At 49.5% G+C, this 12,215-nt stretch carries 10 protein-coding genes; 7 read left to right on the forward strand and 3 right to left on the reverse strand.

Annotated features, from left to right (window positions below):
- The first annotated feature begins 160 nt into the window (after nucleotides 1-160).
- The 3 genes from HGH92_RS09360 (at nucleotide 161) to HGH92_RS09370 (ending at nucleotide 2,993) form a co-directional block, all read left to right on the forward strand.
- A complete protein-coding gene (locus HGH92_RS09360; RefSeq protein ID WP_168870463.1) occupies nucleotides 161-1,123 on the forward strand; it encodes a helix-turn-helix transcriptional regulator in 963 nt (320 codons plus the stop codon).
- Between the two features lie 141 nt (nucleotides 1,124-1,264).
- Nucleotides 1,265-2,305, forward strand: coding sequence for a DJ-1/PfpI family protein (locus tag HGH92_RS09365; RefSeq protein ID WP_168870464.1), 1,041 nt, complete (start codon nucleotides 1,265-1,267; stop codon nucleotides 2,303-2,305).
- A gap of 4 nt (nucleotides 2,306-2,309) precedes the next feature.
- On the forward strand, nucleotides 2,310-2,993 hold the full coding sequence (locus HGH92_RS09370; protein ID WP_247654854.1) for a GyrI-like domain-containing protein: 684 nt from the start codon (nucleotides 2,310-2,312) through the stop codon (nucleotides 2,991-2,993).
- 11 nt (nucleotides 2,994-3,004) lie between these two features.
- Here HGH92_RS09370 and rnc read toward each other — a convergent pair whose 3' ends face one another.
- From rnc to HGH92_RS09385, 3 genes are all read right to left on the reverse strand, one after another.
- Entirely contained in the window at nucleotides 3,005-3,673 is a 669-nt protein-coding gene (gene rnc, locus HGH92_RS09375; RefSeq protein ID WP_247654855.1) for a ribonuclease III, read from the reverse strand.
- 61 nt (nucleotides 3,674-3,734) lie between these two features.
- Nucleotides 3,735-4,988, reverse strand: coding sequence for a beta-ketoacyl-ACP synthase II (gene fabF / locus HGH92_RS09380; protein WP_168870466.1), 1,254 nt, complete (start codon nucleotides 4,986-4,988; stop codon nucleotides 3,735-3,737).
- 23 nt (nucleotides 4,989-5,011) lie between these two features.
- On the reverse strand, nucleotides 5,012-5,248 hold the full coding sequence (locus HGH92_RS09385) for an acyl carrier protein (RefSeq protein ID WP_012788038.1): 237 nt from the start codon (nucleotides 5,246-5,248) through the stop codon (nucleotides 5,012-5,014).
- Nucleotides 5,249-5,812: 564 nt separating this feature from the next.
- Here HGH92_RS09385 and HGH92_RS09390 point away from each other — a divergent pair.
- The 4 genes from HGH92_RS09390 (at nucleotide 5,813) to HGH92_RS09405 (ending at nucleotide 12,201) form a co-directional block, all read left to right on the forward strand.
- On the forward strand, nucleotides 5,813-6,898 hold the full coding sequence (locus HGH92_RS09390) for an efflux RND transporter periplasmic adaptor subunit (RefSeq protein WP_168870467.1): 1,086 nt from the start codon (nucleotides 5,813-5,815) through the stop codon (nucleotides 6,896-6,898).
- A 124-nt stretch (nucleotides 6,899-7,022) separates the two neighbouring features.
- A complete protein-coding gene (locus HGH92_RS09395) occupies nucleotides 7,023-10,154 on the forward strand; it encodes an efflux RND transporter permease subunit (RefSeq protein WP_168870468.1) in 3,132 nt (1,043 codons plus the stop codon).
- Between the two features lie 18 nt (nucleotides 10,155-10,172).
- Entirely contained in the window at nucleotides 10,173-11,507 is a 1,335-nt protein-coding gene (locus HGH92_RS09400; RefSeq protein ID WP_168870469.1) for a TolC family protein, read from the forward strand.
- Between the two features lie 163 nt (nucleotides 11,508-11,670).
- Nucleotides 11,671-12,201: an RNA polymerase sigma-70 factor gene (locus tag HGH92_RS09405; protein WP_168870470.1), complete on the forward strand. Its 531-nt coding sequence runs from the start codon at nucleotides 11,671-11,673 to the stop codon at nucleotides 12,199-12,201.
- Nucleotides 12,202-12,215 lie beyond the last annotated feature (14 nt).

Genomic DNA, 12,215 nt, shown 5'->3' on the forward strand with positions numbered 1-12,215 from the left:
AAAAATTCCTATAACTCTCGAAATCAACCACTTAATTATTTTCCAGAGATTTGTTACATATTAAAGACAGTTTAATCTTCCCAAAGTTTAATGGGAGGACAAAAAAAAATGAAAAATAATTTCAGGCACCCGAAATTAGAGGTCTCAACCTGGCAATTTCATGAACCGTATCGACAGGCTAACTGCCATTCTGATTCAACTACAAGGCAAAAAAATAGTAAAAGCCGCCGAAATATCCGAGCGGTTCAATATCAGTCTGCGTACTGTATACCGTGATGTAAAGGCTTTACAGGAGGCCGGCGTGCCTATTGGGGCTGAAGCAGGCACCGGCTACTATATTGTGGACGGTTACCACCTGCCCCCGGTGATGTTCTCCAAAGAAGAGGCTGGCGCCCTGCTGACAGGGGAGAAGCTCATGGAGCAGTTTGGCGACCACTCCAGCCGGAAACAATTTGGCTTTGCCATGGAAAAAATCCGGTCGGTGCTGCGCGGCTCAGAAAAAGACTTCCTGGAATCACTCGATGAGAACATCGTGGTACAGCGGAACTACGGCCCTGTGGAAGAGGATAATTTCCCCAACCGGTTCCTCTCTGACCTGCAACATGCATTGGGGCACCAGCAGGTGGTCAATATGGAGTACTTTTCCTTCCAGGAAGAAGTAGCCACCCGGCGGGAGGCAGAGCCCATCGGGATCTTTCATGACGGCAGCAACTGGCACCTGATTGCCTGGTGCCGGCTCCGGCAGGGTTACCGCGATTTCCGGGTAGACCGTATCCGTAAGCTCAGTCTCACTTCTTCCTATTATAAAAAAGACAAACGTATATCCCTGCAGGAATACCTGGAACAACGCCGCAGCGCCGCCCCGGAGAAAACGCTGCTGGTAAAAATAGCCGTGGACAAAGAGCTGCGGCGCTACATGCGTAACCAGCTTTATTACTTCGGCCTGATGGACGAAGCCATAAACGGAGACAAAATAGAACTGACCTTCCTTACGTCCGGCCTGCATTACCTGGCCCGATACCTGATCATGTACACCAATGGTGTTAACATCCTGGAGCCTGAAGCCCTCAAAGACACCATGCGTGAGATGATCACCGAACTTAAAGACCACTATCTCATGTGATCATTTAATCATTTGATCATTTAATCATTTGATCATTTAATAAAATAAGTAAATGGTCAAATGACTAAATAAATAAATTTCTCCTGACATAGGGTTGTCACACCCCCATCGTTGCTTTGTATTGTAATTAAAAGATACAATATGAAAACGCAACGCAACTGCTACGTGTATGTCTACAACGGCTATTCTGACTGGGAACCCGCATTGGCCATTTTTGGGCTGAACAATTTTACTGACATACGGGTGGTGCCGTTTTCGCTGGACGGCCAGCCTGTCACTTCCGGCGGCAATGTACGCGTACAGCCGCAACAAAGCCTGGAACAGGCCATGGCAGCAGACATCGATCTGTTAATCATCCCCGGGGGCACTACCATCGCCAGCGGCAACGAACACCGTGCCTTGCTGCCCCTGCTCCTTAAACAACTGGAAAGCGGCCGCCTGCTGGCCGCCATCTGCGACGCCACAGCCTTCCTTGCCAACCAGGGCCTGCTGGACCATGTGGCCCATACCGGCAACGACGCCCAAGTGCTGCAAATGATGGCCCCCGCCTATAAAGGCGTAGCTCACTATATCAACAAACCGGCTGTCACAAGCGGCAACCTGATCACCGCCGCCGGTACCGCTATGGTGCCTTTTACCAAAGAAATCTATGCCGCGCTCGGCGTACTGGACAAACAGGAACTGGCTTTCTGGTTCGGCTTCTTCGATGCCGCCAACTCAGCGCCCAAATTCAGCCATGTGGCCCCGCAGCCTTTCTTCTACCGCAGCTACGAAGTAAATATGGAAGGTATGCTGCCACTGGTGCGGACTGCCACAAGGGAGATGTACCAACAAGCCATCGCCGCCGACCTGGAAGTCTCCGGTCCGGTACAATGGCATTATCATCAGTTTGATGGCAACCCTCAAACAGTCTTCCGCCTGGATATCGGTCTTCCGGTGACTGCCACCGCCCCGGTACCGGCGCCTTATCAATGTGAAACCCTGCCGGCGTTCGACTGCATCAGCACCACCCATGAAGGCGGCTGGGACAAACTGGGAGATACTTACGGTCAACTGATAAGTGTCCTGCAGGTACTGGGCATCCCGATGAGCGGCTACAACCGGGAGCAGTATTTCCAATACGATTTCAATCAACCGGACCAAAACATCACCAATGTTCAGATCGGTATTATAAAACCTTGATATCATGAAATACAGGGATGCCCTTTGGTGGGCACTGTTATTACTTATAGGATTTAAAATTGATGCTACACTCAATCTAACGCAAATGGACAAACTGGATCTTACTAAAGCTTTTAAGAGCTACTACACGGCCACTACCGCTCCGCAGCTGGCTGTTATTGAAAAAGGACTGTTCCTGACCATCAATGGCAAGGGCGATCCCAACGGAGACGTTTACGCTGAAAATCTCGGTGCACTCTATGCCGTGGCCTATGGCATCAAATTCCTGTGCAAAAAAGCCGACAAGGATTTCACGGTGAGCAAGCTGGAAGGCTTCTGGTGGGTGGAAGACACCTCCGTAGAGCCGTTACAGGTACCCCGCAGCGAATGGTACTACGAGCTGGCCATTCGTATGCCCGACTACGTTACCCGGCAGCAATTATCCGCGTCCGTATTGTCTGCCGAAAAAAAGAAGCAGTCCCAGTTGTTCAGAAATGTAGACCTTAAAACGAAAGAAGAAGGGAAATGTGTGCAGCTGATGCATATCGGTCCGTTCAGTGAAGAACCGGCGTCATTGCAGAAGATGGAGGGATTCATGCACCAGCATGGATTACAGATGAATGGCAGACATCATGAAATATACCTGTCTGATTACAGGAAAACAGCACCGGAGAAGTTAAAGACCATATTGCGGCATCCGGTAAAATAAGTGAAAGAGGATCAATCTGAGAGTCCCAGTTGCTGAATAGCCTGCTGGGCAGCAATCTGGCTGGCGTCTTTTTTATTGAAGGCTTTACCGGTGCAAATCAACTCACCGTCTACTACAGCGCCTACGGTAAAAATGCGCCGGCCATTGTCCATTTGTTCATCGAGCAGTTCAAACTCGAGGACTTTGCCGTTTTTATTAGCCCAGCCGTACAATTTGTTTTTGTGGTTCATTTCCACGCTTTCCAGCAGGTCCATATCAATATATGGCATCAGGATGCGCTTGTGTACAAACTGTTGGGTTTTATTATAGCCACGGTCCAGGTATACCGCGCCTACCAGTGCTTCGAGGGTATTCCCGAAGATCTGGCTGATCTTCAGGAAGCTGTTGTATTTATCGTAGATCGTGAGTTTGCGCAGCCCCATTTTGATAGCGATATCGTTCAGTTGCTGGCGGTTAACGATTTTAGAGCGCATCTCAGTGAGATAACCTTCTGTTTTGTAAGGATATTTTTTAAAGAGATAGTCGCCCACGATAGCTCCCAGGATGGCATCGCCAAGGTATTCCAGCCGTTCGTTGCTTTCGAGGAACTTCTCCTTGCTCGAGCGGTGGCTAAGGGCTATCTCATACAGGGCAAAGTTACCTGGCGGGAAACCCAACAGGCTGGTGAGCTCTTTGTACAAGTGCCGCTTCTTGGATACGAGTCGATATAAAAATCCTGGCAGTAATTTCACACAATCAAGATCAAGGAACAAATTTTTTGAAAATCACAGAGGCATTATGTCCTCCAAAACCAAAGGTATTGGATAATGCAGCTCTTACTTCTCTATGTTGTGCGGTGTTAAAGGTAAAATTTAATTTCGGGTCTAGCTGAGGGTCGTCGGTAAAATGGTTAATCGTGGGTGGTACGATGCCATCGATGATAGACATGATGCTGGCGATGGATTCAATAGCGCCGGCAGCACCAAGCAGGTGACCAGTCATGGATTTGGTGGAGCTGATGTTGAGGTCATAAGCATGTTCACCGAATACCTTCTGGATAGCCTTTACTTCTGCAATGTCACCAAGTGGAGTGGAAGTACCGTGTACATTGATATAATCAATATCACTCGCCTGTAAACCGGAATCAGCCAATGCCTGCCGCATCACGTTCATAGCGCCCAGTCCTTCCGGATGAGGGGCCGTAATATGATGTGCATCCGCAGTGGCGCCTCCGCCGGCCAGCTCTGCATAAATTTTTGCACCTCTTTCCAACGCATGGTCCAATGATTCCAGTACCAGCGCACCAGCACCTTCGCCCATCACAAAACCATCACGGTCGAGGTCGAAAGGCCGGGAAGCCGTTTTAGGATCATCGTTTCTTTCAGATAAAGCCTTCATGGCGTTAAAACCACCAACGCAAGGCTCGTTGATCACATTCTCTGAACCGCCGGTAACAACGAGGTCCGTTTTACCGTAACGGATACTGTACATCGCCTCAATAATAGCATTGGTGGCAGATGCACAAGCGGATACAACAGAGAAATTAGGCCCCCTGAAGCCGTGGCGGATAGAAATAGAACCAGCAGCAATGTCAAGGATAAGCCTGGTGATCAGGAACGGGCTGAAACGGGGAGTCCCGTCTCCGGTATGAAATTCTTTAAGCTCATGGCTGAAGTTGATCATCCCACCAACACCAGTACCCCATATCACACCGGCACGATCCAGATTGATCTTGTCTTTGTTGATATTGGCGTCCTGTATAGCCTGATCTGCGGATATCACCGCTGTCTGTGTAAAGGGGTCCATCTTACGGGCCTCCTTTTTATCCAGGTAATTGGTAGGGTCGAAATTCTTCAGTTCACAAGCAAAACGGGTTTTGAACTTGGAAGCGTCAAATTGACGGATGTAATCCGCGCCGGATACACCGTTCGTCAATCCGTGCCAGAAATCAGCTACGGAATTGCCGAGCGGTGTAAGAGCGCCTAAACCTGTAACGACAACTCGTCTTGGTTGCATTAAAACAATTCTGATTAGTAGGATTATTTTACATGTTCTTCCAGGTAAGCAACTGCCTGGCCAACAGTAGTAATAGTTTCAGCTTGTTCGTCAGGAATGGAGATGTTGAATTCTTTTTCGAATTCCATAATCAGTTCTACCGTATCCAAAGAGTCAGCGCCTAAGTCGTTGGTGAAGGAGGCTTCAGGAGTTACCTCGGCTTCGTCAACGCCCAATTTGTCAATGATGATCTTTTTAACTCTTGATGCAATGTCTGACATAATTTTAAGTGTTTTTGGTTTAAAACTTGACTGCAAAAATATAATTTTTATTGAATTGCCAACAGATAGCCCGAATTTTAACCCCCTGCCCATACGAGCAATCCCACCAAACCCAATACAGTAAACATATTTTGCACTTTGTTAATAAAAGATTTTCTCTCATACACCCCCTCTTTCAGCCATTTATTCCCCTTTTCTACCCATTTATATACCCATTCGGGTATATCCTCATCTCTCCGAAAAAATATATATGACCCTATCATAAAATAGTCAAATAAAGAAATACCCTCGCAGTCTACCCATTTTAATCTCCATTTAACCTGCTTTTTCACCACTTATCTAACGCCTTAACGCTAATTAACAGTCCCCGGGTGCATTCACAATCCCCATTTATTAAATTTGTCCGGCTTATGAGAAGCCGCAATTATTGGGTTATTGGATTATTGGATCATTCAGCTGTTCAGACAATACTTAAACAGCCGCATTTTAACGCTATAAGACAGCCCAACAGGCTCCTTCCGGTCATTTATCACTTAAAAGCGAATCGCAAAAAGGCTCATTAACATGCCCAACACCAAAAAAACAGTCCGCTCCATTATTATATTGGTAGCTGTCGGTATCGTGCTCTTCCTGGTCTACAAAAAAATAGCCGGCAAAAAAGAAGCGGCCGCCGCCTCCAATGGAGCCGCCGCTAAAGGCGCCAACACCAGACAGCTCCTTACAGATGCCTGGATTGTGAAAACTTCGACCCTCGATCAGGCTATTGAAGCAAGCGGAACGCTCCAGAGCAACGAGGAAGTGGAAGTGAAACCGGAAATCAACGGCCGTATCACACACCTTTACTTTAAAGAAGGTACCAACGTAAAAAAAGGAGACCTCCTCGTAAAACTCTACGATGAAGACCTCCGCGCTCAACTGCAAAAACTGAAATTACAACAGCAGCTGGCCAAAACAACACTCGAACGCCAGGAAAACCTGCTCAAAATAAACGGCATCAGCCGTCAGGACGTAGACGTGACCCGCAACCAGGTCAGCGCCTATGGTGCAGACATGGACTATACCCAGACCCAGCTGCAGAAAACCGAACTCCGCGCACCGTTCAGCGGTAAGCTGGGCCTCCGCAACGTCAGCGAAGGCGCTATCGTGTCCTCCACCTCCGTGATCACCACCCTGCAACAGATAGACCCGCTTAAAATGGACTTCGCAGTGGCCGAGAAATACCGCAACGTCATCAAAAACGGAGACCAGGTGAACTTCCTCGTAGCCGGCGACAACAACGAATACAAAGGCAGCATCTATGCTATCGATCCGAAAATTGACCTCACTACCCGTACGGTTAAACTCCGGGCCATCGTTCCCAATAACCATGGCACCCTCTTCCCTGGCTCTTTCGCAAAAGTGAAAATCACCCTGCGGAACCTGCCGGAAGCCCTGATGATACCTTCCCAGGCCGTCATCCCCGGTACCCGTGACAAAAAGGTAATTGTGGCCGACAGCGGCAAAGCCAAATTTGTAGTCGTGGAAACAGGTATCCGTACAGAAAGCAACGTGCAGATCACCAGCGGACTGAAAGCCGGAGATACCGTGATCACCACAGGTATCCTGCAACTGAAGCCAGGCATGCCGCTGAAGTTCAATAAAATTCAATAATGGGAATTACAAATTACGAATTACGAATTACGAATTGGGAGGCCATCAGGACAAAGTTCCTTATGACCTGCGCAGTACGGAATTCCCAATTCGTAATTCGTAATTCGTAATTTGTAATTGGAAAATGAGTTTACCTTCATTATCACTCAAACGCCCCGTGCTGGCAATTGTGATGAATATCATCATCGTGATATTCGGCCTCGTGGGCTTTACCTTCCTCGGCGTGCGGGATTTCCCCGCCATCGACCCGCCTATCGTTAACGTACGTACGTCATACGCCGGCGCCAACTCCGATATCATCGAAACTCAGATCACCGAACCACTGGAGAAATCCATCAACGGGGTAGCCGGTATCAAAAACATATCCTCCAGCAGCAGCCAGGGCAGCAGCAATATCACCGTGGAATTTGAACTGGGCCAGGACCTCGAAGGCGCCACCAACGACGTGCGTGATAAAGTGTCTCAAGCCCTCCGCAGCCTCCCGCCTGATATTGACGCGCCCCCGGTAGTGTCCAAACAGGACGCCAATTCAGACGCCATCATCTCTATGACGGTACAAAGCAATACCCGCAACCAGCTGGAAGTGACCGAATACGGCACTAACGTATTGCTCGAAAAACTGCAAACCATCCCCGGTGTGAGCGCCATTCAGATATGGGGCGAAAAAAGATATGCCATGCGTATCTGGATGGACCCCGCCAAACTCTCGTCCTACAGCCTCACCCCGTCAGACATACAAGCCGCCCTGCAACGGGAAAACGTGGAACTGCCTTCGGGTAAAATTGCCGGTAACGCCACCGACTTCACCGTACGTACCTTCGGCCGCCTCTTCACGGAAGACGACTTCAACAACCTCATCATCAAAAATATAAACGGCAGCGAAATACGCATCCGCGATATCGGCCAGGCCGTACTGGGACCGGAAAACGAGGAAACCATCCTTAAGGAATCCGGTAGCCCCATGATCGCCCTCGCCCTCATCCCGCAGCCCGGCTCCAACTATGTGGCCATCGCCGATGAGTTCTATAAAAGATATGAACAGCTGAAAAAAGATATCCCGGAAGATTTCACCGTAAACATCGCGATGGACAATACCAAGTTCATCAAAAAGTCAATCGAGGAAGTGGAAGAAACACTGATCATCGCCCTCACCCTCGTGATCCTTATCGTATACCTCTTCTTCCGTGACTGGCTGATGGCCCTCCGCCCGCTGGTAGATATCCCCGTGTCCCTGATCGGAGCCTTCTTTATTATGTACATCTGCGGCTTCACCATCAATATCCTCACCCTGCTGGCCATTGTACTGGCTACCGGCCTTGTGGTGGACGATGGTATCGTGGTAACGGAAAACATCTACAAAAAAATAGAAGCCGGCATGCCCCGCATGCGCGCCGCCCGCGAAGGGTCGGAAGAAATCTTCTTCGCCGTTATCGCCACCTCCATCACGCTGGCTTTCGTATTCCTGCCCATTATCTTCCTGCAGGGCTTCGTAGGCCAACTGTTCCGCGAATTCGGCATCGTGGTGGCCGGCGCAGTATTGATCTCCGCCTTCGTGTCACTGACGCTCACACCGGTGCTCAACGTGAAACTGGGACGTAAAACACATACCCATTCCTGGTTTTATACCAAATCAGAACCATTCTTCCGCTGGATGGAAGACGGCTACAAAAATTCACTGGAATCGTTTATGCGTTTCCGTTGGATAGCAGGGCTCGTGATCGCCGGCTGTCTGGTGATGATCTATTTCCTCTTCCGGACATTGCCCGCAGAACTGGCGCCACTGGAAGACCGCGGCCAGTTCCGCCTTTCCATCACCACCCCGGAAGGCACTTCCTTCGACTATATGGACAACTACGTGGACAAGCTCACGCAGTTCCTTGCAGACTCCATACCCGAAAAGAAAATTATCCTCAGCGTTACCTCTCCCGGATTCAGCGGCGCCGGCGCGGTGAACTCCGCCTTTGCCAACGTAATGCTGACAGAGCCCAATGAGCGCCAGCGTTCACAAAAGGAAATTGTGAATATGGTGAACCGTAACATGGTCCGATATCCACAGGGGAAAGTATTTGCTATCGAAACACAAACCATACAGGTAGGGCGCCGCAGCGGTCTCCCCGTTTCATTTGTGCTGGAACATATCAACTTCGACTCCCTCACCCGCGTACTGCCCCGCTTCATGGACGAAGTAGGCAGCAGCCCCGTATTCCAGGGCACCGACGTGGACCTCAAATTCAACAAACCGGAACTGCGCATTCATATCAACCGCGACAAAGCCACGCAGCTGGGCGTTTCCGTCCAGGATATCTCACAGACGCTGCAGCTGGCGCTGAGCAACCTGCGCTACGGCTACTTCATTCGCAACGGTAAACAGTACCAGGTAATGGGACAGGTGTTCCGCGCCGACCGCGATGACCCGATGGACCTCGAAAACCTCTACGTGCGCAACTCACGCGGAGAAGCCATCCAGCTCGACAACGTGGTGACCATCGAAGAAGAAACCAGTCCGCCGATCATCTATCACTTCAACCGCTATAAATCTGCCACTATCTCTGCGGGCCTTGCACCTGGTAAAACCATCGGCGACGGCCTGAAAGAGATGTACCGCATTTATAATAAACTGGAAAACGAGAAAATAATCGACGATTCCTATACCACCGCCTTGTCAGGTTCCTCCCGCGACTACGCGGAAAGCGGCTCCAACACCATGTTTGCATTAGGCCTGGCGCTGGTACTGATCTACCTGGTGCTCGCCGCGCAGTTCGAAAGCTGGATAGATCCGCTGATCATCATGCTCACCGTGCCGCTCGCCTTTGCCGGCGCGTTGCTGTCACTGTGGGTATTTGACCAGACATGGAATATCTTCTCACAGATTGGTGTGATCATGCTCATTGGCCTGGTAACCAAAAACGGTATTCTTATCGTGGAATTTGCGAACCACCAGCGTGATGCCGGCCTCTCCAAGTCCGATGCCGTTATACACGCTTCCGCCATGCGTTTGCGTCCCATCCTGATGACCAGCCTGGCGATGGCCCTTGGCGCATTGCCGATTGCGATGTCGCTCGGCGCCGCCGCCACCAGCCGTATTCCGCTGGGTATCGTGATCGTAGGCGGCATTATCTTCTCCCTTGTCCTCACCCTGTATGTGATCCCGGCCATGTATACCTTCTTCTCCCGTCACGGTAACAAGTCAGAAGACAGCGATGAAGAAGAAAGACTGGAAGGCAAAGAAGAAGAAGCGGCCGCCGCTCATGCATAAACCGTTATTAAATTTATTATGAAGAAATATATCTCCGGTATCGGCCTCCTCTTTATCTTCCTTGCGGGAAGCACGCTGCGTGCCTCCGCACAACAGAAGATACTGACCCTGGAGCAGGCCATAGACCTGGCGCTTAAAAACAATTTCAATATCCGGCTGGCCAGAAACACCGCCGAACTGTCGGCTAACGATTACGCCTATGCGAATTTCGCTTTCGTGCCCCGCCTCAACGCCACGGCAGGCACTACCTGGAACAATACCGCCACCAAGCAGGAATTCGTAAACGGCACCAAGAGAGACACCAGCGGCATCAAAGGCAACAATATCAGCGCTAACGCCACGCTCAGCTGGACGCTCTTCGATGGCCTCAAAATGTTCGCTACCCGTGATAAACTGGCAGCCATCAAAGACCTTGGCGAGCTGGCCATCAAAGACCAGATACAGAATTCCATCGCCACCGTGATTAATGGCTACTATAATATAGTACAGCAAAAACAACAACTGATCGCCGTTCGTGAACAGCTGTCTATTTCAGAAGAAAGGGTAAAGCTGTCTGACGCCAAGTTCTCCACCGGCCTTGGTCCTAAAACAGACCTGCTGCAGTCCAAAGTAGACTACAATGCACAAAAAGCGTTGCTGCTGCGACAAATAACGCTCATCGAACAAAGCAAAGCGCTGTTGAACCAGCTGATGGCCGTACCTGCCGGCGCTACAGGCTACGATGTGCCGGATTCCATCCCCCTCAATACCGGCATGTCTTTCGTGACCCTGCAACAGAATGTCGCTAATAACAATACCGCCATCAAAGTACAGCAGCAGAATATCAATATCTCCGCGCTGACCATCAAAGAACGCCGTGCGGATTATTTCCCGGTAGTTACTTTTAATTCCGGTTATAACTATAACCGCAATACCTCCAATGCCGCCTCCAATGCGTTCAGCCCCCGGTTCAACCGCAACGGCGTGTTCAACTATGGCCTTACCGCTGCCATTCCCATCTTCAATGGTTTCAATGTAAAACGACAGGTGAAAAACGCCCGGATCGATTTTGATTACCAGAGCCTAACGCTCGATAATGTCAAGTCACAGGTAGACCTTTCCCTGAACAATGCCTTCAAGGATTACGAATATTACAAGAAAGCACTAGAGCTGGAAGAAGAAAACAACCAGCTGGCAGAAGAAAATATGATGGTGGCGCTGGAACGTTTTAAGCAGGGCGTGTCTACCACCATTGAAGTAAAACAGGCGCAGCAAAGCCTTGAAGACTCCAACTACCGGCTGATACAGGCCCGTTACAATACCAAACTTGCTGAAACAGAACTGCAGCGGCTCAACGGTTCACTGCTTCAATAACGGCACTTTACTGTCAAATAATTCATAACAAAGCCCGGAATATTTCCGGGCTTTGTTATGTGTGTTACTTTGCGTCACTGCCGAAAAGAAATATCCGGGCCTTAACATTCCTGTAACATAGCCGGCTTATATTTATATCCGGATAATGCAACAACCTCGAACTATGTCTGATAGCCCGCCTAAAGAACAATTTGAGAAGATATTTGAGGAGAACAATTTAAAAGTATACCGGTTTGCGTTCAAGTTGACAGGCGATGCCAACAGAGCGCAGGAAATCACCCAGTTATGCTTTGTTCGCCTCTGGGAAAACATGCACCAGCTAAAGGAAGGGCAGGACGTATTTCCTTTATTGTTCGTGTATGTTAAAAACCTGGTCATCGACGAAACCCGCAAACTTTACCGCGAAAAAAAAGCGATGGCGAAAGTAGCGGACAACCAGGCCATTGAAACCGCCCACAGCGGAGAAAAACTGTTGCTCCAAAAAGAACTCACCACACATGTACACCAGCTGGTGGAAAATATGCCGGAACAACGGCGGAACGTATATATGCTCAGCAGAAGCCTGGGCTATAGCCACCGGGAGATAGGCCAGCAATTATCCATTTCCCCTGCCACGGTAAAAAACCATCTGACTGCAGCCCTTCAATATATCCGGAAAGAACTGACCAGTCATTTCGGCAGCAATCATAGCTGACACTGCTCACCCTG

The sequence above is a fragment of the Chitinophaga varians genome (genome assembly GCF_012641275.1).
Taxonomy (GTDB): domain Bacteria; phylum Bacteroidota; class Bacteroidia; order Chitinophagales; family Chitinophagaceae; genus Chitinophaga; species Chitinophaga varians_A.

Coding starts and splice junctions, on each gene's coding strand:
- HGH92_RS09360 (WP_168870463.1), top strand. CDS start 161: ATGAACCGTATCGACAGGCTAACTGCCATTCTGATTCAACTACAAGGC.
- HGH92_RS09365 (WP_168870464.1), top strand. CDS start 1,265: ATGAAAACGCAACGCAACTGCTACGTGTATGTCTACAACGGCTATTCT.
- HGH92_RS09370 (WP_247654854.1), top strand. CDS start 2,310: ATGAAATACAGGGATGCCCTTTGGTGGGCACTGTTATTACTTATAGGA.
- fabF (WP_168870466.1), bottom strand. CDS start 4,988: ATGCAACCAAGACGAGTTGTCGTTACAGGTTTAGGCGCTCTTACACCG.
- HGH92_RS09385 (WP_012788038.1), bottom strand. CDS start 5,248: ATGTCAGACATTGCATCAAGAGTTAAAAAGATCATCATTGACAAATTG.
- HGH92_RS09390 (WP_168870467.1), top strand. CDS start 5,813: ATGCCCAACACCAAAAAAACAGTCCGCTCCATTATTATATTGGTAGCT.
- HGH92_RS09395 (WP_168870468.1), top strand. CDS start 7,023: ATGAGTTTACCTTCATTATCACTCAAACGCCCCGTGCTGGCAATTGTG.
- HGH92_RS09400 (WP_168870469.1), top strand. CDS start 10,173: ATGAAGAAATATATCTCCGGTATCGGCCTCCTCTTTATCTTCCTTGCG.
- HGH92_RS09405 (WP_168870470.1), top strand. CDS start 11,671: ATGTCTGATAGCCCGCCTAAAGAACAATTTGAGAAGATATTTGAGGAG.